Genomic DNA, 25093 nt, shown 5'->3' on the forward strand with positions numbered 1-25093 from the left:
CTGGTACCTTTTGGATACTAATGCTTTTATAGTGGGATTTCCAGTAAGCGAACGGGAGCACCACGATGGGACGTTTAGCAGGAAAATTGACCTTAATTACCGGAGGAACCAGCGGTATCGGCCTCGCGACGGCGCAGGAGTTTATCGCCGAGGGCGCCCAGGTTGCGGTCACCGGCCGCAGCCCTGAGGCGCTGGAACGGGCGCAGGCGCTATTGGGGGATCGGGGATGGGCTATCGCCGCCGATGCGGGCGACGTCGCAGACCAGCGCCGGCTCGCGCAAACTCTTGCTGGCCGCTGGGAGCGCCTCGATGCGGTGTTCATTAACGCCGGCGACGTCAGCCACGCGAATATTGGCGACTGGCGTGAAGAGAGCTGGGATCGGTTGATGAATACCAATCTCAAAGGACCGTTCTTTCTGCTACAGGCTCTGCTGCCGCTGTTGGCGAACCCGGCGTCGGTGATCCTCTGCGGCTCGGTGAGCGCCCATATTGGCCTGCCGACCAGCAGCGCCTACGCCGCCAGCAAGGCCGGACTGCTGTCGCTGGCCCGCACCCTGTCGGCGGAGCTGCTGCCGCGCGGCGTTCGCGTTAACGGCCTGAGCCCGGGCCCGGTGCGCACGCCGGCGTTAGATAAGCTCGGCCTCAGCGCGCAGGCGCTCGGCGCCCTGCAGGAGGAGATTAAAAATCTGGTCCCGCTCGGACGAATGGGCACGCCGCAGGAGCTGGCGAAGGCCGCGCTGTATCTCGCCTCGGACGAGTCCAGCTACGTGGTGGGAAGCGAGCTGCTGGTGGATGGCGGCACGGGAAATCTCTAATCTCCCCGGCGGCGGTAGAGGCTACTCCGGCAGCGGCACCGCCGTCAGGGTGCAGATAGCCTCATGCTCTCCGCCGCGGCGATCGACCATCACCACTTTGTCTCCGGCCTTCTTGCCTTCACAGGGCTTGAGCACCTGATCGACGATCCGTTCCCGGGTTTGCTGACGTTCGGTCTCCGCCTGTGAAGCAAACGAGACCAGGATAAGTGCCACCCCTGACAGGCTGACGGCATGTTTATTACGCATTCAATATTATTCTCAGACAATTCGTACTCGCGTGCAGAGTAGCAGCCTGAAGACCGCGCGTCTGTAAAATCGCTTAACGGAGTGTTACCCCGCCCGACAAAACAACAGGTTTACTCTGCGGCGGTTGTTAGGTTTTACCGATGGAAGAGTCATATTTCAGACATATCCCGATGCTATCCTGGCCGCGTATTTATAGAGTGCATCGTTTTCAACCAGGACCCAGGATTGTGTATGTCCGGTATTATTCTCCTTCTCGCCGCGGTCATTTTGCTGGGGGTTGCGCTTTACAGTCTGGTGTCATACGTCAAAGAGCGTCGCGCCAGCCAGCTGCCTTTCCACAAGAAGAAAAAATAACCCCCGTTCCGCGATAGCGACAAAAGAAAAGCAGGCTATGCCTGCTTTTCTTTATTCAGCGTCCACCTTTGCGCTACGACTCCCAGGCCTGCTCCGTCCTGGCGCCGTCAAACTGCGGCGGCGGCTTGCGAAAGCGCCGGGTCAGCCAGGTCAGGTACAGCAGACCGACCGCGGCCCACACCAGGCCCAGCGTCAGGGACGTCGCCTCCAGGTTCACCCACAGCACGCCTACCGTCACCGCGCCAATCAGCGGCAGCAGCAGATAGTGAAAGCGATCCTTCCAGGTTTTGTTATAGCCCTTGCGCCGCCAGAAGTGGTTGAACACCGACAGGTTGACAAAGGTAAAGGCCACCAGCGCACCGAAGTTGATCAGCGCCGTGGCGGTGACCAGGTCAAAGAACAGCGCCGACAGGGCGACAATGCCGACCATAATCACGTTCAGCGCCGGCGTCCGCCATTTCGGGTGGATATAGCCGAAAACGCGCTCCGGGAAGACGTTGTCGCGCCCCATCACGTACAGCAGACGCGAGACGCTGGCGTGCGAAGCCAGCCCCGACGCCAGGGTATTGACGAAGGTGGTGCAGAGGAAAATTGACTGGAACAGCTTGCCGCCAACGTAAAGCGCAATCTCCGGCAGCGCCGCGTCAGGGTCCTTAAAGCGGCTGATATCGGGGAAAAAGAGCTGCATAAAGAACGAGGCGGCGATAAAGATAACGCCACCGTACATGGCGGTGAGGAAGATGGCCTTCGGGATCACCCGCGCGGCGTCCGGCGTCTCCTCCGACAGCGTGGTCACCGCATCGAAGCCGAGGAACGAGAAGCAGACGATCGTCGCCCCGGTAATTATCGGGATCAGATGCGCGTTCTGGCTGATAAACGGCTGCAGCGACCAGACGGTCCCCACGCCTTCACCTTTATGCAGCCCCTGCACCACCAGCACGATAAAGACCACTATGATCGAAATCTGCACCAGCACAAACAGGGTGTTGAAGTTGGCGACCAGGCTCACGCTCTTCAGGTTGGCAGCGGTGAGGATCGCCACAAACGACACCACCCACACCCACGGCGGAACCTCAGGGAACAGGGCGGAGAGATAGATTTTAGCCAGCAGAACGTTGATCATCGGCAGGAACAGATAGTCCAGCAGCGACGACCAGCCGACCATAAAGCCGACGTGGGGGCTGATTGATTTTTGCGCGTAGGTATACGCCGACCCCGCTTCCGGGAACTGACGCACCAGCTTCCCGTAGCTGATGGCGGTAAACAGCACCCCCGCCAGCGCCAGCAGGTAGGAGGCGGGGACGTGGCCGTTGCTGATACCGGAGACAATACCGAAGGTATCAAACACCGTCATCGGCGTCAGGTAGGCGAGGCCCATCATCACCACCTGCCAGAGCTTGAGCGACTTGCGCAGCCGGGGCTTTGCCGCCTCGGCCGGGAGGTTAAGAGAAGTATTAGCAGCCATAGACGCTCTCCCCCAGGCAGGCACGGGTTTGTGGGTACATCGACCGGGTTACAAACCTGCTTAGCAAGGGGGTTAATCGTAAATAGCTGGGCAAAACGTACCGGCGAACGGCGGCGGGTTCACATTCATAGCGGCCCTCATGGCCCCCTTCTCCCTGCGGATATTTGAACATCTGCATCATCTCCTACCTCGTCACACACTGTGTCGTTAACTGAAGCCCCGCTGTCGCCTGCGCTCCTTAACGCGACATCCGGGAAACGGCTGGATCCCCAGCAAAAATATTCGGCCAGGCTCCGCTCAGGCCGTATGATGCTACCGATAGCTCTCACCCGTTGGCCCCTTGCGGGGCGGCGATCAGGCGTTTTTCAACATCCACTCAATCTCTGTTTCGGTGATCAGGCGCTCAAACTGCAGCAGCTCATCATGCTTACAGGCATGGTAAACGTGGCAGAAGCGCTCGCCGAGCAGCTCTCTCAGGGAGTCGTTTTGCATAAACTCCCACAGCGCATCGCTTTGGCGAATCGGGAATGGCAGCCCCTCCTGCTCGAGCCCGTTACCCTCCACCTCTTCCTGCAGCGGCAGCGTATTGTCCAGACCGTGTAAAATCCCGGCGAAGATGGCCGCCATCACCAGATACGGGTTGGCATCCGCTCCCGCCACCCGATACTCGACGCGGTGGTTATGGCGATCGCCGCAGGGAATGCGCAGCGCCACGGTGCGGTTGTTGTGTCCCCACGATGCCTGGGTCGGGACGTACATTCCCGGCTGGAAGCGACGGTACGAGTTCACGTTCGGCGCCAGCAGCGCCATCGACGCCGGCATCAGGTCAATCATTCCGGCCAGCGCGCGCTTGAGCAGCGCGGAGTCTTCGCCCTGCGCGTCCGCCAGCACGTTTTCACCCTTATTGTTCTGCATGCTGATATGGATGTGCATCCCGCTACCGGCGTGCTCTTCATAAGGCTTGGCCATAAAAGTGGCGTGCATCTTATGCTTCTCCGCCATTAAACGCACGAGGCGTTTTAACGCCAGCGCATCATCGCAGGCGTCGAGCACGTTATCGGTGTGGTAAAGGTTGATTTCAAACTGCCCCGGCGAGGCTTCCGCTACCGCGCCGTCGGCCGGGATCAGCTGCAGCTGGGCCAGCTCGTCGATATCATTCAGCACGTCGGCGAAGTGGTTGAGGTTATCCACGGAGTAAACCTGGCTTTGGGTGTTGCGCACGTCGGTGCCCGGCGCGCAGGGCGGCTGGAGATAGCCTTCGGCATCGCGCTTGCGATCGAGTAAATAGAACTCCAGCTCTACCGCTACCACGGGGAACAGCCCGCGCTGGCGCAGCTGCTGCCAGAGGCGGTTAAGTACGTTCCGCGGCTCAACGTCAAAGGGAGCGCCATCTTCATCAATCATGGTCAGCAGCACCTGGCCGACGTACTGCGGATCGGCGGCGGAAGGCGTTAAGGTGCCCGGCACCGGGACGCAGGTGCAGTCCGGCTCGCCCATATCCTGGCCAAGGCCCGCCTCTTCAACCACGTTACCCAAAATATCCATCGCAAAAACCGAAGCCGGGAAGTAGCAGCCTTTCTCCAGCTTGCTGAGGCTGGAAACCGGGATGCGCTTGCCGCGGAAGCAGCCGTTCAGGTCGGTTAACAGCACGTCGACGTACTGGGTATCAGGGTAGCGTTCAAGGTAGCGCTTTACTTCAGAAGTAAATGCGCTGCCCCGTCTCTCTTCTGACTGCTGAACAAAATTCTCAACTTCTACGATATTGGTTTCCATCATTCACCGCCGTTGTGTTGGTTTCGGACTTCGGCCTGCTTGCCGTTAAATATAATGTCCACCATTCGAATGTGTATGCAAACAAAATGTTTGTCAAATGTTAAATTAAGTTTGCAAACGGCTATTTGCGCTGCTAGATTGAGAAAATATTGAACGATATGGCCTTTTAACACCCTAAATGGTCATAATTTAGTCCACTTTGTGAGGGCGATCATGGAAAATATAATGTACAAGCCAGTTATTGGCGTCGTGATGTGCAGGAACAGGCTTAAGGGTCACCAGACCCAGACCCTGCAGGAGAAGTACCTGAATGCGATTATTCACGCCGGCGGGCTGCCGATTGCCCTGCCGCACGCCCTGGCCGAACCGGAAATGCTTGCCGCTCTGTTACCCAGGCTGGACGGAATCTACCTGCCAGGCAGCCCCAGCAACGTCCAGCCGCACCTTTATGGTGAAAACGGCGATGAGCCTGACGCCGATCCCGGGCGTGATCTTCTGAGCATGGCATTAATTGCCGCCGCACTCGAAAGGCGCATCCCCATTTTCGCCATCTGCCGTGGGTTGCAGGAACTGGTTGTCGCCACCGGCGGGACTCTGTATCGTCGTCTTTTCGAGCAGCCGGAACTGCTTGAACATCGCGAAGACCCCGAGCTTCCGGTAGAGGAGCAGTACGCTCCCTCTCACGAGGTTCAGGTGCAGGAAGGAGGATTACTTTCTCAGTTAATACCGGGCTGCAACACGTTTTGGGTAAACTCGCTACACGGGCAGGGAGCAAAAACATTAGGCCCACGTCTGCGCGTGGAGGCCCGCTCTTCGGACGGGCTGGCGGAAGCGGTCAGCGTTAACGACCACCCTTTCGCGCTGGGCGTACAGTGGCATCCTGAATGGAACAGTAGCGAATACGCCCTGTCGCGTATGTTGTTTGAAGGTTTTATCACCGCCTGTCAGAACCACGTTGCTGAAAAGCAGCGGCTCTGACCACTACAGTTAAGGAAATGCAAATATGAGCGATGACGGACTGGCGCCAGGGAAACGTCTGTCAGCGATCCGGCAACAGCTGGGTCTCTCACAACGCCGTGCCGCCGAACTGTCTGGGTTAACACATAGTGCCATCAGTACCATAGAGCAGGATAAAGTCAGTCCTGCCATCAGCACGCTGCAAAAGCTGCTGAAAGTCTATGGGCTGTCGCTCTCGGAATTCTTTTCTGAACCAGAAAAACCTGATGAACCGCAGGTGGTTATTAATCAGGATGACCTTATCGAAATGGGCAGTCAGGGCGTTTCGATGAAGCTGGTTCACAACGGAAATCCGAACCGTACGCTGGCGATGATTTTTGAAACTTACCAGCCTGGAACCACTACCGGGGAGAGGATCAAACATCAGGGTGAGGAGATAGGCACCGTACTGGAAGGTGAAGTCGTGCTGATTGTTAACGGTCAGTCGTATCACCTGGTTGCCGGGCAAAGCTATGCCATTAATACCGGCATACCGCACAGCTTCAGCAACACTTCGGCCGGTATTTGCCGAATTATCAGTGCCCATACCCCCACCACGTTCTAATTTTTAGCCTGAGCTGGTTTCAGGTTTTCTTCAGGCCCGCGCCGGCGGATGAAATATTTCCGCCGGCGCGAAGAGTACGCAAATAATCTATTTGCGCAGCGCGGTAATATCACTCTCCGCCGGCCTCAATAAAATGCGCCAATAAATAGCGCTGAACGGTATCTGACTCCGGGGAACATCCGTATCCCAACGCATCGGCTTGCGCTCTGGCCGAAGCCGCCCCGCGCTGTCTGGAAATACCGAACATTATTATCCGATTACTTTATGAATACTCTTACCCGCTTATATTATGATGGAGTCTATATATGGATTTTCAGCATCTAAACTACTGGCAGGAAAAAGCAAACAGCCTGCAACCGGAAACCCGTTTATTTATTAATGGTGAATATTGCGCCGCCGCCGATAATAGCACCTTTGAAACCATCGACCCCGCCGCTCAGCAAACGCTGGCCCACGTGGCGCGCGGTAAAAAAGCCGACGTCGAGCTTGCCGTTCAGGCAGCGCGCAGCGTCTTCGATCGCGGCGACTGGTCCCAGGCCTCGCCGACCCGACGTAAAGCGGTGCTGCATAAATTTGCCGACCTGATGGAATCCCATCGCGAAGAGCTGGCCCTGCTGGAAACTCTCGACACCGGCAAACCGATTCGCCACAGCCTGCGCGATGATATTCCCGGCGCGGCCCGCGCGATCCGCTGGTACGCCGAGGCTATCGATAAAGTCTATGGCGAAGTTGCCCCGACCGGCGTGAACGAGCTGGCAATGATCGTCCGCGAGCCGATTGGCGTCGTCGCCGCGGTAGTGCCGTGGAACTTCCCCCTGCTGCTGGCCTGCTGGAAGCTGGGCCCGGCGCTGGCGGCCGGCAATAGCGTGATCCTTAAGCCGTCAGAAAAATCGCCGCTCAGCGCGCTGCGCCTTGCCGGGCTGGCAAAAGAGGCCGGGCTGCCGGACGGCGTGCTCAACGTCATCAGCGGCTTCGGCCACGAAGCGGGCCAGGCCCTCTCCCTGCACCCGGACGTTGAAGTCATCACCTTTACCGGCTCGACCCGCACCGGCAAGCAGCTGCTAAAAGATGCCGGCGACAGCAATATGAAGCGCGTGTGGCTGGAGGCCGGCGGCAAAAGCGCCAACATCGTCTTCGCCGACTGCCCCGATCTGCAAAAAGCGGTGAACGCCACCGCCGGCGGCATCTTCTATAACCAGGGCCAGGTGTGCATTGCCGGCACCCGCCTGCTGGTGGAAGAGAGTATCGCCGACGAGTTTCTCGCGCGTCTGCAGGAGCAGGCGAGCCTCTGGCAGCCGGGCAATCCGCTCGATCCGAACACCACCATGGGGATGCTTATCGACAACACCCACGCCGATAGCGTTCACAGCTTTATTCGCGCCGGAGAGAGCAAAAGCACCCTACTGCTCGACGGACGCAAAAACCCGTGGCCGGCGGCGATTGGGCCGACCATTTTTGTCGACGTCGATCCCACCTCAACCATCAGCCAGGAAGAGATCTTCGGCCCGGTGCTGGTGGTGACCCGCTTCAAAACGGAGGAACAGGCGCTGCAGCTGGCCAACGACAGCCGCTACGGCCTCGGCGCCGCGGTGTGGACCCGCGATCTCTCCCGCGCCCACCGCCTGAGCCGCCGCCTGAAGGCCGGCTCGGTCTTCGTCAACAACTATAACGATGGTGATATGACCGTACCTTTCGGCGGCTACAAGCAGAGCGGAAACGGACGCGATAAGTCCCTGCATGCGCTGGAAAAATTCACCGAACTGAAAACCATCTGGATTGCTCTGGAGTCCTAATCATGACCGAACATACCACCAGCTATTACGCCGCCAGCGCCAACGCCTATGAGCCGTTCCCGACGCTGGATGAATCCATCAGCTGCGACGTCTGCGTCGTCGGTGGCGGCTATACCGGCCTCTCTTCGGCCCTGCATCTTGCGGAGATGGGCTATGACGTGGTGCTGCTGGAAGGCGCGCGCATCGGCTTCGGCGCCAGCGGGCGCAACGGCGGCCAGCTGGTTAATTCCTACAGCCGCGATATCGACGTGATTGAACGCACCTACGGCCCGGATGCGGCAAAAATGCTGGGCAGCATGATGTTTGAGGGCGGGGAAATTATCCGCGAGCGCATCAAGCGCTATCAGATTGCCTGCGACTACCGTCCTGGCGGCCTGTTTGTGGCGATGAACCCTAAGCAGATGGAGACGCTGGAAGAGCAAAAAGAGAACTGGGAGCGCTACGGCAATAGCCAGCTGGAGCTGCTGGACGCCAGCGCTATCCGTCGCGAAGTCAACAGCGATCGCTACACCGGCGCGCTGCTCGACCGCAGCGGTGGCCATATTCATCCCCTGAATCTGGCTATCGGCGAAGCGGATGCCATCCGCCTCAACGGCGGCCGGGTGTACGAACGGTCGCCGGTCACGCAGATTCAGCACACCAGCCCGGCGGTGGTCAGCACCGCCCGCGGCCAGGTCACCGCGCGCTACGTTATCGTCGCCGGTAACGCCTATCTTGGCGATAAGGTCGAGCCGGAGCTGGCGAAGCGCAGCATGCCCTGCGGCACCCAGGTGGTCACCACCGAGCCGCTCTCTGATGAGGTCGCGCGTTCGCTGATCCCGCAGAACTACTGCGTGGAGGACTGCAACTACCTGCTGGATTACTACCGCTTAACCGGCGATAACCGCCTGCTCTACGGCGGCGGCGTGGTCTACGGCGCCCGGGATCCGGACGACGTCGAGCGCCTGATTATGCCCAAGCTGCTGAAAACCTTCCCCCAGTTGAAGGGCGTGAAGATCGACTATCGCTGGACCGGCAACTTCCTGCTGACCCTGTCGCGGATGCCGCAGTTCGGCCGTCTCGATAAGAACATTTACTACATGCAGGGCTACAGCGGCCACGGCGTGACCTGTACGCACCTCGCCGGCAGGCTGATTTCCGAGCTCCTGCGCGGCGACGCCGAGCGCTTCGACGCCTTTGCCAAACTGCCGCACTATCCGTTCCCCGGCGGGCGCAGCCTGCGCATTCCGTTCACCGCGATGGGCGCCGCCTACTACAGCCTGCGCGATCGCCTCGGGGTGTAAGCCTCCGCCCTCGGCCGGCGGCCAGCGCCGCCGGCTATTTCACCTCGCCGCTGACCACGCTCTGCTGCAGATAATGCTGGGGATAGTGCTGCTGAAAATAGTGGCGCAAAAACTCCACGGTAGCGCGAATTTTAGCTGAGGTCGCCAGCCGCGACACGTATACCGCCCAGACGTTGGCGGGCTGGTAATAGTCCGGCAGCACGTGAACCAGATGGCCGCTGGCGATATTTTCACTGACGTCCCACCGGGAGCGTAAAGCAATCCCCTGACCGTCAAGACACCACTGATGCACAATTTCGCCGTGGTTCGACGACAGCGGCCCGCCGACCTTAATCGCCCTCTCGCCCTCTTTGCCCTGCAGCTGCCATACGCCGAAGGGCCGATCGCGCTCTTTAATCACCAGGCACGGCAGGGTCGCCAGATCGCTAAGCTGCTTAGGCTGCGGATAGCGCGCGAGGAAGGCCGGCGAGGCGCAGAGAATGCGCTGATTGGTCGCCAGCTTGCGGGCAATCAGGTTCGGGGCAATATCGTCCCCGACGCGAATATCTAAATCCACCCCTTCGCTGACCAGATCCACCAGCCGGTCCTCAACATCGAAGCGCAGCTCCAGCTGGGGGTACTGCGAAGCCAGCGCCGACAGCGCGGGCGCCACCACCCGCCGGCCGAAACCAAAGCTGCTGATAATCCGTAGCGTCCCCTGCGGGACCTGACGGACGTCGGAGAGCTCGTCCAGCATCTGATCCACATCCTGCAAAATGCGCTGCGCCCATTCGTAGATGCGCTCGCCCTCTTCGGTAATGGCGACGCGCCGGGTGGTGCGATGCAAAAGCACCACGTTCAGGGCCTGCTCAAGCAGGGCGATCCGCTTGCTGACGTAGGCCGGTGAGACACCCAGCTCTTCGGCGGCGGCGGCAAAACCGGCGCGGCGGGCGACCAGCATAAACACCCGGAGATCGTTAAGCAGCGGCAGATTATTCATAAAGTGTGTTTTATGTTTCACCAGTTGGCATGATTAATTATGAACCAGTCAATTATAGGATAGAGGGGAAGTCAATTTCGCAGGCCAACAAATGAGAACCCGTATGAAGAAAACCTGGCGCATTGCCGCCATCCCCGGCGACGGTATTGGTAAAGAAGTTCTGCCCGAAGGTATTCGCGTCTTGCAGGCCGCGGCCGAGCGCTGGGACCTGGCGCTCACCTTTGAGCAGATTGACTGGGCGAGCTGCGACTACTACGCCCGCCACGGCAAAATGATGCCGGACGACTGGCATGCTCAACTCAAAAAATTCGACGCCATCTATTTCGGCGCCGTCGGCTGGCCCGACGCCGTGCCGGACCACGTCTCCCTGTGGGGATCGCTGCTGAAGTTTCGCCGCGAGTTCGATCAGTACGTTAACCTGCGCCCGGTGCGCCTGTTCGCCGGCGTCCCCTGCCCGCTGGCGGGGAAAAAGGCCGGTGATATCGACTTCTACGTGGTGCGTGAGAATACCGAAGGCGAGTATTCGTCCCTCGGCGGACGCGTGAACCCGGGCACCGAGCACGAGGTGGTGATCCAGGAGTCGGTGTTCACCCGCCGCGGCGTCGATCGCATTCTGCGCTACGCCTTTGAGCTGGCGCAGAGCCGGCCGCGCAGAACCCTGACCTCGGCGACCAAGTCCAACGGTCTGGCCATCAGCATGCCTTACTGGGACGAGCGGGTTGAGGCGATGGCGCAGGGCTACCCGGAGATCCGCTGGGACAAGCAGCATATCGATATTCTCTGCGCCCGCTTCGTGCTGCAGCCCGAGCGCTTTGACGTGGTGGTGGCCTCGAACCTGTTCGGCGATATTCTCTCCGATCTCGGCCCGGCCTGTACCGGCACCATCGGTATCGCCCCTTCGGCAAACCTCAACCCCGAGCGCACCTTCCCGTCGCTGTTTGAACCGGTCCACGGCTCGGCGCCGGATATTTACGGTAAAAATATCGCCAACCCGATAGCGACCATCTGGGCCGGGGCGATGATGCTTGATTTCCTCGGCGCCGGCGACGCGCGCTACGAAGCGGCGCACAGCGGTATTCTGGCAGCCATCGAGCAGGTGATTGCCAGCGGGCCGAAAACGCCGGACATGCAGGGCGCGGCCTCAACTCAGCAGGTCAGCGAGGCGATTTGTCAGGCCATTCTGCGCTGAGGGCCGCAGATCGAATAGATGCCGCGTCGCTGACGCGGCCTGACTCTCGAAAACGCCGGGCTCTGGTATCTGCTTTTTTCCGCTCCCTACTCAGGTCCGCAGAGTCAGTAGCGCTTTACAGTTCGAGTTCGCGATGTAGCAGTTCAGCAATCGCTTCGCTGCTCTGCGCCGTGACCAGCGAGTTTCTGAACGCTTCATGCATAATGCGCCGCGCCAGACGGGAGAAAATTCGCATATGCTGGTCGCCGGCGGCGTGCTTATTCAGCGTCAGCATAATGACAAACTGTACCTCGTCCTCTCCCCACGCCACCGGCTCAGCCAGGCGGGCAACGCTGATGGTGGATTGTTCGATATGTTCCGACTTGCTGTGCGGAATGGCGAAACTGAAGCCCAACCCGGTGGAGAACACCGCCTCCCGCGCCCAGAGATCGGCCTCCAGCTTGCGCGGATAGCGGCAGCGGCCCGCCAGCAGAAGGTTGTCAGTCATGCCTTTAATCACCTCCTCTTTGCTGCGCCAGTCGCTGTTCAGGGTGATGCATTGGCTGGCGATCAGCGGGGCGTCCTGCTGGGTCATACGGAACTGGGCCAGCAGATGCTCCACTTCCAGCGAGGTTCGGCACTGCATCGCCTGGTTCAGCAGCTGGCGACACGCCCGGCTGTCGAGCTGCGCCAGGCGCGATTTAGCTGCCGGAATTGACGGCGAGCTCATGCTCAGCTCATCCATTCCGAGGCCGACCAGCAGCGGCAAAACGGAGCCCTTCGCGCCCAGCTCGCCGCAAAGACCAATCCATTTTCCCTGGCGATGCACGGCCTGAACCGCATAGTCCAGCGCGCGTAAAAAAGCGGGGTTGAGGCTGTTATAGTGGCGCGTCACTTTCGCGTTATCGCGGTCTACCGCCAGCAAATATTGCGTCAGGTCATTACTCCCGATACTAAAGAAATCGACCTCTTCGCAGCACTGATCGATGATAAACATCACCGACGGCACTTCCAGCATGATGCCGAGCGGGATCTTCTCATCAAACGGGATATGCTCGTCGCGCAGCGATTGCCTGGCTTCCGCCAGCCGATCTTTCACCCACAGAATCTCCTCCATCGACGAAATCATCGGGATCATGATTTTCAGCGAACCGTGCGCGGAGGCGCGCAGAATGGCCCTGAGCTGGGTATGAAACAGCGCCTGATACTCTTCATAAATCCGCACCGCGCGGTAGCCGAGGAACGGATTGTTTTCAGCCGGAATATTCAGATAGGGCACCGGCTTATCGCCGCCGATATCCATCGTGCGGATGATAATGCTGCGCCCACCGGCCGGTTCCAGCGCCTGGCAGAAAATATTATAGAGCTCGGACTCGGACGGCGCGCCGGGCCGGTCCATATACAGCATTTCGGTGCGGAACAAACCTACCGATTGCGCCCCGTTATTGAATGCCGCAGCGGCTTCAACGGAGTGGGCGATATTTGCCGCCACCTCCAGACGCAGGCCGTCTTTGGTCTGCCCTTCCTTATTCAGCCACGCCTGCTGCTGGCTATGCACCTGCGCCTGAACCCAGGCCTCCTGCTGATAATAGCGCGCCACCGCCTCATCGGGATTGACCACCACCAGCCCGGCGTTGCCGTCGATATGCACCACCTGACCGACCCAGGGGAGCAGCGCGTCCATATCGACGCCAACCAGCGTGGGAATATTAAACGAACGCGCCAGAATCACGGTATGCGAAGTGGTCCCACCGCTGCGCAGCAGCAGGCCTTTGAGCAGGGTCTTGTCCAGTTCAAGAAACTGGCCGGGCGTTAGCTCTTCTGCCAGACAAACAGACGGCGCGTTCAGCTGACCCGGTGCCGAAAAACGGGCCTCGCCGTAGATATGCTGCAGCAGCTGAAAGCAGATATCGCGGACGTCGAGCACCCGTTCCTGCAGGTAGCTATTCGCGGATTCGCGAAAACGGGAGCAAAAGTGCTCGCCGCTGGCGACAACCGCCTGCGCGCAGCTCAATCCGCCAAGCAGCCCGTCGAGCAGATGCTGGCGCAAGGAAGCATCGGTCGCCAGAGAACGATGCGCTTCAAGGATGGCGCCGGCGGTACCGTCGTTGTCCTGCAGGCGGAGTTCGATATTCCTGACCAGCAGCAGCAATCCCTTATCCAGCAGCGCCTGCTCCTCTTCGATACTGCCGGCAGCGGGCAGCGGGCCGAGGTCGCTAAGCTCAAGGGACTTCAGATGACTGAGCCGACCTCCCGCACTCCCTCCACAGACGGGCTGGCCGCGAAATAGCGTCGGATTCAGACGGGAAAGCGATTCAGGAATCGGCTGCACGTCCACGCGGTTTACCATTACCAGCGGCGCATCGCAGTGCGGAAACTCCTCCACAATAAACGTCGACAGCGCGGCAAGCGCCTGCTGCTCGTCATCGCCGCTGATGATTAACTGACACTCATCCCCCTTAATGGTATCGGTACCGATGATCGCCAGCGCGCTTTTCGCATTCCCGCGCCTTGTGCTGCGCGTATTCAGCCACTCAACGGTGGACGAAAAGGTATTACAGCGCGTTTCGACCAGACTGGCCGGGCGGGCGTGAACGCCATTCGACAAATCGCATATGAATTTAAGGACCTGAGCCATCGCCTCTCTCCTGAGCAATACGTTAGTTACCCAAAAGGTAAAGAAAGAACCCCGACGGCACTACGCGAAATAACTCTTAATTACTGGACTATTGTACACAGCATTCTTTTTCATGCTCGCGGTCACAAATGCGGCGTTTAAAATGGATCCATACCCGCCAACGCTAAGATTTGAGGTGGATCGCAATTTTATTCTCACCTTACAAATATCCAGTAAATGCACTTTTTCTCTTCTATTTTCTGTACCGCCATTTTCCTACTGTTGAAACATCCATACCGTCACGAGCGAAGAGCACGCTCAGGAGCAAGCAATGAACGAACTGGTGCAAATACTAAAAAATACACGCCAGCATCTCATGACCGGCGTTTCACATATGATCCCCTTCGTGGTCTCCGGCGGCATCCTGCTCGCCATTTCCGTGATGCTGTACGGCAAGGGTGCGGTCCCGGACGTCGCAACCGATCCGAATCTGAAAAAGCTGTTTGATATTGGCGTCGCCGGTTTAACGCTGATGGTGCCCTTTCTGGCGGCCTATATCGGCTACTCCATTGCCGACCGCGCGGCGCTGGCGCCCTGCGCCATCGGGGCGTGGGTAGGCAACAGCTTTGGTGCCGGCTTCTTTGGCGCGCTGATCGCCGGGATGATCGGCGGTCTGGTGGTCTATTACCTCAAGAAGATCCCGGTCCACAAAGTGCTGCGCTCGGTGATGCCCATTTTTGTCATCCCGATCGTCGGCACCTTTATAACCGCTGGGATCATGATGTGGGGTTTAGGCGAGCCGGTCGGCGCGCTGACCGCCAGCCTGACCGGATGGCTCCAGGGAATGCGCGAGGGCAGTATTGTCCTGCTCGCCATCATCATGGGCCTGATGCTGGCCTTCGACATGGGCGGCCCGGTGAATAAAGTGGCTTATGCCTTTATGCTGATTTGCGTCTCCCAGGGCATTTACAGCGTCGTGGCCATCGCCGCCGTCGGTATCGCCATTCCGCCGCTGGGCATGGGGCTGGCAACGCTTGTCGGCCGCAAATATTTCAGCGCCGAAGAGCGTGAAACCGGCAAAGCCGCGCTGGTAATGGGCTGCGTTGGCGTCTCCGAAGGCGCCATCCCCTTTGCCGCCGCCGACCCGCTGCGGGTGATCCCCTCAATTATGATTGGCGCCGCCAGCGGTTGCGTCACTACCGCCCTGCTCGGCGCGCAGTGCTATGCCGGCTGGGGCGGGCTAATCGTGCTGCCGGTCGTGCAGGGTAAGGGCGGATTTATCGCTGGCCTGCTGGTCGGCGCATGCGTCACCGCCGCCTGCGTCATCACTCTTAAGGCGCTGACAAAAAAGAAAACGCCGGCCGCTAAAGCCGATGACGAGCTGGATCTTGATTTCGAAATTAACTGAGAAGCAGAGAGGATAAGTCTATGACCCACATTATTGCCGTCACCGCCTGCCCGTCGGGAGTCGCGCATACCTATATGGCCGCCGAATCGCTGGAGGGCGCCGCCAAAGCTAAAGGCTGGCAGATCAAAGTCGAGACCCAGGGCTCTATCGGGATCGAAAACGAACTGACGGCGGAGGATGTCGCCCGCGCCGATATCGTGATCCTGACCAGGGATATCGGCATCAAGTTTGAAGAGCGTTTTTCCGGCAAAACCATCGTCCGCGTCAATATCAGCGATGCGGTGAAACGCGCGGAGGCCATCATGCAAAAAATCGACGGCCATCTTGCACAGAAAGCCTGAACAGAGCGGAGCGCCCTGGCGCTCCGCCGGACTAACATGGAGTTTGTCATGACGAATCGTACTCAACGCTTAAAAGAGAGTTTGTTCGCCCAGCCGCGGGAGATCTCGCTTGAGCGGGCGCTGCTGTATACCGCAAGCCACAAGCAAACGGCGGGTGAGCCGGTGCTATTACGCCGGGCGAAAGCCACCGCGTGGATCCTTGACCATGTGCAGATCTCGATTCGTGAGGATGAACTCATTGCCGGCAACCGCACGGTCAAGCCGCGGGCCGGAATAGTCTCCCCAGAAATGGACCCTTACTGGTTACTGAACGAACTGGACAGCTTCGCCTCTCGCCCCCAGGATCGTTTTGCCATCAACGAAGAAGATAAACGTATTTACCGCGAAGCGCTGTTCCCTTACTGGGAAAAGCGCTCGATGAAAGACTTTATTAACGCCCGCATGACCGATGAGGTTAAAGCGGCCGTCAGCACCCAGATCTTCAGCGTCAACCAGACCGATAAGGGCCAGGGGCATATCATTATCGACTACCCCCGACTGCTCAATAATGGCCTCGCGGCGCTGGTTGCAGAACTACGGGCGGCGGCCGAGGGCGCGCCCCACAACCACTTCTATCAGGCCGCGCTGATTCTGCTGGAGGCCTCGCAGCGGCACATTCTGCGCTATGCGCTGCTGGCCGAGGAGATGGCCGCCGCCTGCAGCGACGCCAGGCGGCGTCAGGAGCTCGCCGCCATCGCCGCAATCTCCCGGCATAACGCGGTTCATCGCCCGGAGGATTTCTACCAGGCCTGTCAGCTGTTCTGGTATATGAATATTATTTTGCAGCATGAGTCTAACGCCAGCTCCCTCTCGCTGGGGCGCTTCGACCAGTACATGCTGCCGTTCTATCAGACATCGTTAAATCGGGGCCAGGATCCGGCTTTCCTGCAGGAGCTGCTGGAGTCATTGTGGGTCAAGTGCAACGATATCGTCCTGCTGCGCTCGTCAAGCAGCGCTCGCTACTTTGCCGGCTTCCCAACCGGCTACACCGCGTTGCTCGGCGGACTAAGCGAAACCGGGCGCAGCGCGGTGAACGTACTCTCGTTTCTGGCTCTGGATGCGTATCAGGAAGTCCGGCTACCGCAGCCTAATCTTGGCGTTCGCGTCAATGAGCTGATCGACCGTGCGTTCCTGCGCAAGACCGCGGAAACGATCCGCTTTGGGACAGGTATCCCGCAGGTCTTTAATGATGAAGTCGTGATTCCGGCGTTTTTGAATCGCGGGGTATCGCTCGAGGATGCTCGCGACTACGCCGTCGTCGGCTGCGTTGAGCTGTCGATCCCCGGGCGAACTTACGGACTGCACGATATTGCGATGTTTAACCTGCTCAAGGTTATGGAGATCGTAATCCTCGAGAATGAAGGCAATCCCGACGTGAGCTGGAACGGGCTGCTCAAGCAAATCCGCGAAAAAATTCGCCACTACATCAAGCTGATGATTAACGGCAGCAATATTTGCGATATCGGCCATCGCGACCAGGCGCCGGTTCCCCTGCTGTCCTCTTTTATTCTGGACTGTATTGAACGCGGTAAAGATATCACCGAGGGCGGAGCGCGCTATAACTTCTCCGGCGTGCAGGGCATTGGTATCGCCAACCTTAGCGACTCCCTGCATGCGCTAAAGGGAATGGTTTTCGAGCAGCAGCGGATGAGTTTTGATGAGCTCATTCAGGTGCTTAAGGCCAACTTCAAAACGCCGGAAGGAGAAAAAATCCGCGCGCGGCTGATTAACCGTTTTGAAAAATATGGCAATGATATCGATGAAGTCGACAATATTAGCGCCGATTTGCTGCGTTTTTACTGTAAAGAAGTCGAGCAACATCTCAATCCGCGCGGCGGCCATTTCACGCCAGGTTCCTACACCGTCTCAGCGCATGTACCCCTGGGGTCAGTCGTCGGCGCAACGCCCGACGGTCGTCTGGCCGGCGATCGGCTAGCCGACGGCGGGCTCTCACCCATGGGCGGCCAGGACTCTCAAGGGCCGACGGCGGTACTGAAATCCGTCAGCAAGCTGGATAACTATCTTTTATCCAACGGTACGCTGCTTAACGTGAAGTTTACGCCGGCAACCCTTGCCGGCGACGGCGGCCTCAATAAGCTGGCTGACTTTTTGCAGGCATTCAGCAAGCTCAAGCTTCAGCATATCCAGTTCAACGTGGTCAATGCCGATACCCTGCGCGAAGCGCAGCAGCGTCCCCAGGATTTTGCCGGTCTGGTGGTACGCGTCGCGGGTTACAGCGCCTTCTTTGTCGAGCTATCAAAGGAGATTCAGGATGACATTATCCACCGCACCGCGCATCAGCTGTGAGGTTCTGGAGGCGCGCGCCGATCGGGCGCGCATTTTTAATATCCAGCGCTACTCGCTGAACGACGGCCTGGGGATCAGGACGGTGGTCTTTTTTAAAGGCTGCCCGCACGTCTGTCCGTGGTGCGCCAACCCGGAATCTATCTCCACTAAAATAGAGACCGTACGCCGGGAGAGCAAATGCCTGCGCTGTACGCGCTGCCAGCAGGATGTCGAAGAGTGCCCCTCCGGCGCATGGGAGCAAATCGGCCGCGACGTCACGCTGAATGATTTAGTTAAGGAAGTCCTCAAGGATGACGTTTTCTTTCGCGCCTCCGGCGGCGGTGTCACCCTGTCAGGCGGCGAAGTATTAATGCAGGCCGGGTTTGCAACCTGCTTCCTGCAAACCTTACGCCAGCTGGGAATACGCACGGCAATTGAAACGGCAGGCGATGCGGCATTCAGCCGCTTTTACCCGCTCGCCAGACAGTGCAATGAGGTGCTGTTCGATCTGAAAATCATGGATATTGTACAAGCGCAGACTCTACTGCGGATCGATGTACCGCGGGTGTTAGATAATTTCAGCAGGCTGGTGGACAAGCATATTCAGGTTATTCCCCGGGTCCCGCTCATTCCCGGGTACACGCTTAGCGAAGAGAACTTCCGGCAAATCCTGGCGTTTCTGGCTCCCTTTCAGCTTCCTGAAATCCATCTTCTCCCGTTCCATCAATATGGCGAGCCTAAATACACGCTGCTCGGCAGGAAGTGGTCGATGGCGAAAATTAAGGCCCCGGACGCGTCACAGATTGAGCCATTCAGGATGATGGCTGAGAAAGCGGGTTTTCACGTCACCATCGGCGGCTAGCGCCCGGAGGAGAATATGGAACTGAATATCGTAGCGGTGACCGCCTGCGTCAGCGGCGTGGCGCACACCTATATGGCGGCGGAGCGTCTGGTCAAAGTCGCGCACCATGAAAAATGGCATATGAAAATTGAAACTCAGGGCGCATTAGGCGTTGAGAATAAGATTACCCCTGACGAAATTACCCATGCCGACGTGGTGCTGCTAGTGACAGATATTGAAATCGACGATGCGCAACGGTTTATCGGCGTACGAACCATTAAAACCAGCATCAAAACTTTTTTACTTCAGCCGCAGCAGGTTATTGAGGCGGTGAAGTGCATCATGAAAAAACCGGTCGTCTATCTGGACATTCCCTGACCTTCTCTTCAGCAAAGGGCGGATCCCCTGAATCCGCCCTTATTGCGCTGGCCTACTTCACATCAAGCAACCATTTTTGCGCCGGCGTGAGACGACTTGCCGTTTCAGGCCTGAGCCAGCGCTGCTGGTCCTGCTGCGGCGTATCTTGTCTGTCGATATAGAGACCGTGCAGCACGCGCCTTCTGCTGCCGATGTGATTACAGGTGCCGCCGTGCCAGGTATGAGCGTTATAAATCATCACGCTTCCCGCTGGCGCGGAAAACACCACCTCGTCAGGATGCGGCAGCTCGGGGTCCTCCAGCACCTCCTCCGGCAGTTCCGGTCGCAGATGAGTGCCGGGAATAATGCGCGGCGCGCCATTTTCGGCGCTTAAATCGTCAATAGCCCAAATCGTATTCACCAGATGTACTTTCGGAAAATCCGGTCGCGGCTTTTTCCAGTCGGCATGTAGCGGCTGGCTGCCGCCGTTGCGCAACGCTTCCCGCGCGTTGAGGCTGGAAATCTTAAAATCGCCCTGAAAAATATAGCGACAGGCGGAGAGGATCAGCGGATGAGACCAGACTTTCTCCCAAATCACCCCCTTATTAATCAGGTTGGCAATACGGGTCGCGGTGGCTTCCTGATGGTGTTCGATGGCGAGATTATCCCCCTCTTTCTCAACAATCGCGTCGATTTGCTCCCGCATCGCCTCCAGCCATTGCGGGTCGGCGACGCGATGCACCACGGTGTAGCCGAGGGTATTCAGCTCCTCTTTCATCTTTTCTGTGAGCGCAATATTGGCGCCAAGCGCATCCAGATATACGGCAGACTGATGTTCCATATTTATTTCCTTTAACCTTTCGATAACACGAAATAAACTTTAAACGCCGGCCGGCTGAAATACATGAGGCTAATCCTACGAAAAACTGGATATCCGTACGCGGGAGAGCAAACTGTGATTGCCATCAAAATCTCCGCATCTGCTACCGCCCGCAGCGAAGTCAGCGCGCTGCAGGGTGATCCAATCGAGTCATTCATTTATAAAATAGTTTATAATCAAAAGGATAATAGCTATTTTTCGGGGTTTAGAGGATGATTGCAGATCTGCCTGAAATTCTACATCGCCTGGTCAACCAGCAAGATAGGCTGCAGGTTAGATTCCCGGAGCCGGACGTACCGGTCCCTGAGCTGGCCTATAAAGTGCCCTTCCCTCGGCTGGAAATTGTGCTGGATGGCGAGCTAAGAGAGCGCGGTTTGCCGCTGTCTGATAGCCAGCTAACGCTATCGCAGGTGCTGTACGTGCAGGCAGGTAAATGGACGCTACCGGAGTGGACCGGCCCGGCTTCTACGCTGAGTATCCTGTTCGGCAGACAAAAGCTGGGATTCTGCATCCAGCGCTGGGATGGCAAGCAGCTGCACACGGAGAAGCAGAACGTCGCCCGACTGGGGCCTCGCGTCGGATCGTATCTGCTGTTGGCGCTGAATGAAATCTGCCTTCAGCCGGACCCGGTCACCGCCAGGCTGGTGGTGTCTGCACTATTAAACCATTGTCTTGAGCAGCTCGTCGGCCTTGAGATGCAGGTCAGCCGGAGCCGCGATCTGTTTTTGGCCGTCCAGGATTTTCTGGAGGACAATCTCAGCCAGCCCTTAACCCGGGAGTCGGTGGCAAAACGTTTCCATATTACCCCCAACTACCTCTCGCATATATTCCAGAAGTCGGGCTCCGTTGGCTTCAACGAATACCTGACCAGCGTCCGGCTGGAAAAAGCCAAAAAGCTGCTGCGCGGCTATGATTTAAAGGTCAAAGAGATCGCCCATAACTGCGGCTTCGTTGACAGCAACTATTTTTGCCGGGTCTTTAAACGCTACACCGAGCGCTCTCCTTCAGAATATCGTCGCCACTGCCGCAGCGCGCAGCAGGCGTAATCTCCGCCTCAGGCTGCGGCCCACTCCACCCGGCCGCGACCGCTGTTTTTCGCCTTATAGAGCGCTTCATCCACTTTCTTGATAAACGCATCCTGCGGCTCATCGCGGCCGCGCATGCCGACGCCAATGCTCACCGACAGCGGGTAGTCGCTATTAATCAGAATGGTACGGACGTTCTCCAGAATCGACTGCGCCAGGCTACGCACCTCTTCAGGCGACATCCCGTCAACGATGATGGCGAACTCTTCGCCGCCAATCCTCGCCGGCTGTATTTTATCGCTGGTTAATTTTGCCAGCTGCTTGCCGAGCGCAAACAGCACCTCATCGCCCATCAGGTGGCCGTAGGTGTCATTTATTTTCTTGAAGAAGTCGATATCGAGGATCATCAGCGCCAGCTGGTGGCCCTGCTTTTCGCGAATAGTATCGATAAAGAAGCGCCGGTTGGGCAGTTGGGTTAACTCATCCTTCAACGATTGCGAACGCGCGTCGACGTAGAGGATGTTAATGCGATCGATAATTTTGTAGATCCCGATAGTGGTCAGGAGCATGCCGGACAGGCGCAGCAGATCTTCGCAGTAGTAGCCCATCCATCGCGGCTGGACGAAAATCTCATCCATTAAATCGAAGGTGCCGCCGGCGATCCACAGCAGCAGCCCGTAGCGCACCCAGTTCACCGCCACGTGGCTCATTCTGACTTTTGCCGAATTCCACAGCATAAATAGCAGAAACAGCAGGGCCAGCAGATCGATATAGAGTCCGGAGTTGGTAAATATCACGTTCCAGGGGCCTAAGGGTTTTGAGATGAAAATACAGAGCGCCGATACGGCGATAATCACCAATAGCGCGGGCAGCAGGTTGGCCCGGGAAGCGGCCAGCGGGGCCTTGGGAGGCAAATGTTTTTGTAAATCAGGCATTGGCATGTCTCTCAAACAACGTTGTCTCTCTCAAAACGCAGCATACCAGCCCGATGAGATTCGGCACATCAAAAACCCGCACTGCGGCAGCGTAAATAAGGGACACGAAGGGGGTATCAACGGTGGAGGAAGAGAGTGGACTGACCCCGCGGAATTTTTCCAACTGACTACCAATCCATGGCGACGAGGTCAGTGCCGCGGATGGTATAGCGATCGCCTGCGGCATTTTTAGCATTTAGTGCTAATTTCTTTACAAATCACCCCAAATTTCTCCTGTCGAAGCGCCGGGAGAACCTCAGGTCATATCGCTCAGCGCCAGGGTTGCCTGGCTAAACGCGGCGATCGCCAGCGCAACGTCCGCCGCCGTCACCGACTCCGCCGGATGATGGCTGACGCCGCCTTTGCAGCGGACAAACAGCATGCCTACCGGCCAGCGTTCGGCCATCGCGATGGCGTCGTGTCCGGCGCCGCTCGGCAGCGACAGGGAGCGATCCTGCACCCGGCACACGGCCGTACTCAGCACCTGCTGCAGCCGCTCATCGCAGGCGGTGGCCGCAATCCGGTAGAACTCCTCGCCGCCAAACTGCAGGCCGCGGCGATCGGCAATCGTCCGCGCATCGTCGAGCAGCGTATCCAGCAGCGCCTCCAGCGGATCCTCGTGCGGGCCGCGAATATCAAGGCTCAGCGTGACCTCTCCGGGGATCACGTTAACCGCGCCCGGCGCGCAGTGCAGGGTGCCCACCGTCGCCACGAGGTTGCTCCCCTGCTGGCGGGTACGGCTCTCAATCAGCATCATCCATTCGGCGGCGGCGGCCAGCGCGTCCCGGCGGTGGCTCATCGGTACCGTCCCCGCGTGGCCCGCCTCGCCGAGAAAACGGCAGTTCAGGCGACGCGCGCCGTTGATGGCCTCAACCACACCCAGCGCCAGCCCCTCCTGTTCGAGGCACGGCCCCTGCTCGATATGCAGCTCCAGATAGGCGGCAATCTCCTCCACCCGGCGGGCAGAGCGCGCAACCCGCGTCGGATCGAGCCCGGCCTGCGCCATCGCCTGCGCCACGCTGATGCCTTTGGCGTCGGTCTGCGCCAGCCAGCCCTCGGGCCAGGTGCCGGTCAACCCCCGGCTGCCGAGCAGGGTGATGCCGAAACGGGTCCCCTCCTCGTCGCAAAAGCCGACAATCTCAATCGCCCGCGCCGGCCGTCGTCCCTGCTGATAGAGGCTGTGTACAACCTCGATCGCCGTCAGCACCCCCAGCATGCCGTCGTAGCGCCCGGCGTTACGCACGGTATCGAGATGCGAACCCAGCAAAATGGCCGCCGCCCCTTCCTGCTCACCTTCGTAGCGCCCGCAGATATTGCCGACGCTATCCTGCCAGACGCGCATCCCGGCCTCGCTCATCCAGCGGCCAACCTGCTGGTTAGCCTGCAGATGCTGGGGTGAAAGATAGACCCGGGTCAGCGCATCCGCACTTTCGCTGATCGCGGCCAGCTCGTCGGCCCGCGCCATCACCCGCGCCGCGGCCTGCGCCCACTCCGCCTGCTGGCGTACCGCCTGGCTCATTGCGGAGTCTCGCTGCGGTAGTGATCCCATGCCGCCTGCATGCCGGCGCCCTGGGTAGTGGCAAACTTGAGGTGGTTCAGCACCGACTCCAGAGCGCTGAGGGTGGTCATCACGCAATCTTTGCGCGCGTTGTAGCCCATCGTGCCGATACGCCATACCTTGCCGTGCAGCGGCCCGAACGAGGTGCCTATCTCTATCGCGAAATCGTCGAGCATGATTTTACGCAGCTGGTCGCCGTTGACCCCCTGCGGGATAACTACCCCGAGAACGTTGTTCATCTTGTGCCTGAGGTCGCCGAAGGTCTCCAGCCCCATCGCCTGGATCCCCTTCAGCAGCGCATCGCCGTGCAGCTTATGCCGGGCAATGCCGTTATCCAGCCCCTCTTCAAGGATCAGGCGGGCGCATTCGCGGGCGGCAAACAGCGCCGAGGTGGCCTCGGTATGGTGGTTCAGGCGCTCCGGGCCCCAGTAGTCCATGATCATACCCAGATCGAAGTAGTTGGAGTAGATCGCCTCATCAACGCCGTCGAGATGGGCCTCGGTGCGGATCCCCTCTTCAACGCACCTGCGGCGACGAATAGCCTCCTCCATCCGCGCGCTCAGGGTGACGGGCGAGGTCCCGGACGGGCCGCCGAGACACTTCTGCATCCCCGCCGATACCGCATCCAGCCCCCAGGCATCGCTTTCGAGGGCGTTACCGCCCAGCGACGCGGTGGCATCGGTATAGAACAGCACGTCGTAGCGGCGGCAGATTTCACCCAGCTCGGCCAGCGGCTGCAGCATGGTGGTGGAGGTATCGCCCTGTACCGTTAGCAGCAGGCGCGGGCGGACGCGCCGGATGGCGTCCTCAATCTGCTGCGGGCTGAAGACCTCTCCCCACGGCACCTCAATGGTATGGACCTCGGCGCGGCAGCGGCGGGCTATTTCGCACAGCAGGTGGCCAAAGCGGCCAAATACCGGCACCAGCACCCTGTCGCCGGGACGGATGGCGGAGACCAGAATCGCCTCGATGCCGGCACGTGAAGTCCCGTCTACCAGCATCGTCCAGCGGTTATCGGTGCGAAACACGCCGCGATACAGGGCCATCACTTCGTTCATATAGTGGGTCATCGCCGGGTCATACTGGCCAATAAGTTGGCTCGACATGGCGCGCAGCACGCGCGGGTCGGCGTTGATCGGTCCCGGCCCCATCAGCAGGCGCGGCGGCGGGTTGATGGGAGCAAATTGAGCGATATCCATCTTAGTTTCCTTAGTGTGCCTATCCCGGTAGGCGTAATTGTTGAAGACAGTTCGAACACGGACAGCGCGGAAAAACCGGATCGTACCCGCAGCCCATGAGGACGTTGAGCGCAGCCGGGGTTCAACATGCC

Annotated in this window: 22 protein-coding genes; 13 read left to right on the forward strand and 9 right to left on the reverse strand. The window is 58.8% G+C overall.

Annotation, left to right across the window (positions count from 1 at the left end):
- Positions 1-65: 65 nt before the first annotated feature.
- A complete protein-coding gene (locus tag GVK32_RS05655; RefSeq protein ID WP_159866954.1) occupies positions 66-815 on the forward strand; it encodes an SDR family oxidoreductase in 750 nt (249 codons plus the stop codon).
- Positions 816-836: 21 nt separating this feature from the next.
- On the opposite strand, the gene GVK32_RS05660 is transcribed toward GVK32_RS05655, so the two are convergent.
- Complete coding sequence (locus tag GVK32_RS05660) at positions 837-1061, reverse strand: hypothetical protein (RefSeq protein WP_159866957.1); 225 nt, start codon at positions 1059-1061, stop codon at positions 837-839.
- Positions 1062-1292: 231 nt separating this feature from the next.
- On the opposite strand from GVK32_RS05660, the gene GVK32_RS05665 reads away from it, so the two are divergent.
- On the forward strand, positions 1293-1415 hold the full coding sequence (locus GVK32_RS05665) for a small membrane protein (RefSeq protein WP_095096195.1): 123 nt from the start codon (positions 1293-1295) through the stop codon (positions 1413-1415).
- Positions 1416-1488: 73 nt separating this feature from the next.
- On the opposite strand, the gene GVK32_RS05670 is transcribed toward GVK32_RS05665, so the two are convergent.
- Positions 1489-2880 carry an APC family permease gene (locus tag GVK32_RS05670; RefSeq protein ID WP_159866960.1) on the reverse strand — a complete coding sequence of 464 codons (1392 nt, stop codon included), beginning with the start codon at positions 2878-2880 and terminating at the stop codon, positions 1489-1491.
- A 354-nt stretch (positions 2881-3234) separates the two neighbouring features.
- Positions 3235-4653: a glutamine synthetase family protein gene (locus GVK32_RS05675; RefSeq protein ID WP_159866963.1), complete on the reverse strand. Its 1419-nt coding sequence runs from the start codon at positions 4651-4653 to the stop codon at positions 3235-3237.
- 225 nt (positions 4654-4878) lie between these two features.
- On the opposite strand from GVK32_RS05675, the gene puuD reads away from it, so the two are divergent.
- From puuD to GVK32_RS05695, 4 genes are all read left to right on the forward strand, one after another.
- The gene (puuD, locus tag GVK32_RS05680; protein ID WP_200842835.1) at positions 4879-5631 is read left to right on the forward strand and encodes a gamma-glutamyl-gamma-aminobutyrate hydrolase; all 753 of its coding nucleotides are present in this window, start codon (positions 4879-4881) and stop codon (positions 5629-5631) included.
- Between the two features lie 25 nt (positions 5632-5656).
- Positions 5657-6214 carry an HTH-type transcriptional regulator PuuR gene (gene puuR, locus GVK32_RS05685; RefSeq protein WP_041144904.1) on the forward strand — a complete coding sequence of 186 codons (558 nt, stop codon included), beginning with the start codon at positions 5657-5659 and terminating at the stop codon, positions 6212-6214.
- A 305-nt stretch (positions 6215-6519) separates the two neighbouring features.
- Entirely contained in the window at positions 6520-8007 is a 1488-nt protein-coding gene (puuC, locus tag GVK32_RS05690; RefSeq protein ID WP_159866966.1) for an aldehyde dehydrogenase PuuC, read from the forward strand.
- Positions 8008-8009: 2 nt separating this feature from the next.
- The gene (locus GVK32_RS05695; RefSeq protein ID WP_159866969.1) at positions 8010-9290 is read left to right on the forward strand and encodes an FAD-binding oxidoreductase; all 1281 of its coding nucleotides are present in this window, start codon (positions 8010-8012) and stop codon (positions 9288-9290) included.
- Positions 9291-9324: 34 nt separating this feature from the next.
- On the opposite strand, the gene GVK32_RS05700 is transcribed toward GVK32_RS05695, so the two are convergent.
- Entirely contained in the window at positions 9325-10290 is a 966-nt protein-coding gene (locus GVK32_RS05700) for a LysR family transcriptional regulator (RefSeq protein ID WP_200842836.1), read from the reverse strand.
- Positions 10291-10372: 82 nt separating this feature from the next.
- Here GVK32_RS05700 and GVK32_RS05705 point away from each other — a divergent pair, with 82 nt between their 5' ends.
- Positions 10373-11458, forward strand: coding sequence for a tartrate dehydrogenase (locus GVK32_RS05705; RefSeq protein WP_159866972.1), 1086 nt, complete (start codon positions 10373-10375; stop codon positions 11456-11458).
- A gap of 115 nt (positions 11459-11573) precedes the next feature.
- Here the strand turns inward: GVK32_RS05705 and ptsP are convergent, their stop codons facing one another.
- Positions 11574-14075: a phosphoenolpyruvate--protein phosphotransferase gene (gene ptsP, locus GVK32_RS05710; RefSeq protein WP_159866975.1), complete on the reverse strand. Its 2502-nt coding sequence runs from the start codon at positions 14073-14075 to the stop codon at positions 11574-11576.
- 310 nt (positions 14076-14385) lie between these two features.
- On the opposite strand from ptsP, the gene GVK32_RS05715 reads away from it, so the two are divergent.
- The 5 genes from GVK32_RS05715 to GVK32_RS05735 are packed head-to-tail and all read left to right on the forward strand — an operon-like array spanning position 14386 to position 19347.
- The gene (locus GVK32_RS05715; RefSeq protein ID WP_123707376.1) at positions 14386-15462 is read left to right on the forward strand and encodes a PTS fructose transporter subunit EIIC; all 1077 of its coding nucleotides are present in this window, start codon (positions 14386-14388) and stop codon (positions 15460-15462) included.
- Between the two features lie 20 nt (positions 15463-15482).
- Positions 15483-15803, forward strand: coding sequence for a PTS fructose-like transporter subunit IIB (locus tag GVK32_RS05720; protein WP_159866978.1), 321 nt, complete (start codon positions 15483-15485; stop codon positions 15801-15803).
- A 48-nt stretch (positions 15804-15851) separates the two neighbouring features.
- A complete protein-coding gene (locus tag GVK32_RS05725) occupies positions 15852-18149 on the forward strand; it encodes a formate C-acetyltransferase (protein WP_159866981.1) in 2298 nt (765 codons plus the stop codon).
- Positions 18115-18990 carry a [formate-C-acetyltransferase]-activating enzyme gene (locus GVK32_RS05730; protein ID WP_159866984.1) on the forward strand — a complete coding sequence of 292 codons (876 nt, stop codon included), beginning with the start codon at positions 18115-18117 and terminating at the stop codon, positions 18988-18990. Before GVK32_RS05725 ends, GVK32_RS05730 begins: the two co-directional genes overlap by 35 nt.
- Before the next feature lie 15 nt (positions 18991-19005).
- Positions 19006-19347 carry a PTS fructose-like transporter subunit IIB gene (locus GVK32_RS05735; RefSeq protein WP_095096154.1) on the forward strand — a complete coding sequence of 114 codons (342 nt, stop codon included), beginning with the start codon at positions 19006-19008 and terminating at the stop codon, positions 19345-19347.
- Positions 19348-19399: 52 nt separating this feature from the next.
- Here the strand turns inward: GVK32_RS05735 and GVK32_RS05740 are convergent, their stop codons facing one another.
- The gene (locus tag GVK32_RS05740; RefSeq protein WP_159866987.1) at positions 19400-20167 is read right to left on the reverse strand and encodes a phytanoyl-CoA dioxygenase family protein; all 768 of its coding nucleotides are present in this window, start codon (positions 20165-20167) and stop codon (positions 19400-19402) included.
- A gap of 251 nt (positions 20168-20418) precedes the next feature.
- Here GVK32_RS05740 and GVK32_RS05745 point away from each other — a divergent pair, with 251 nt between their 5' ends.
- The gene (locus GVK32_RS05745; protein WP_159866990.1) at positions 20419-21252 is read left to right on the forward strand and encodes a helix-turn-helix transcriptional regulator; all 834 of its coding nucleotides are present in this window, start codon (positions 20419-20421) and stop codon (positions 21250-21252) included.
- Between the two features lie 8 nt (positions 21253-21260).
- Here GVK32_RS05745 and GVK32_RS05750 read toward each other — a convergent pair whose 3' ends face one another.
- The 3 genes from GVK32_RS05750 to GVK32_RS05760 form a co-directional block, all read right to left on the reverse strand.
- Positions 21261-22166 carry a GGDEF domain-containing protein gene (locus GVK32_RS05750; protein WP_159866993.1) on the reverse strand — a complete coding sequence of 302 codons (906 nt, stop codon included), beginning with the start codon at positions 22164-22166 and terminating at the stop codon, positions 21261-21263.
- A 295-nt stretch (positions 22167-22461) separates the two neighbouring features.
- Positions 22462-23724 carry an allantoate amidohydrolase gene (hpxK, locus tag GVK32_RS05755; protein ID WP_159867353.1) on the reverse strand — a complete coding sequence of 421 codons (1263 nt, stop codon included), beginning with the start codon at positions 23722-23724 and terminating at the stop codon, positions 22462-22464.
- Positions 23721-24962 carry an alanine--glyoxylate aminotransferase family protein gene (locus tag GVK32_RS05760; protein ID WP_159866996.1) on the reverse strand — a complete coding sequence of 414 codons (1242 nt, stop codon included), beginning with the start codon at positions 24960-24962 and terminating at the stop codon, positions 23721-23723. Before GVK32_RS05760 ends, hpxK begins: the two co-directional genes overlap by 4 nt.
- Between the last annotated feature and the right edge of the window lie 131 nt (positions 24963-25093).

Source organism: Klebsiella sp. 18074 (genome assembly GCF_902705905.1).
Taxonomy (GTDB): Bacteria; Pseudomonadota; Gammaproteobacteria; order Enterobacterales; family Enterobacteriaceae; genus Klebsiella; species Klebsiella terrigena.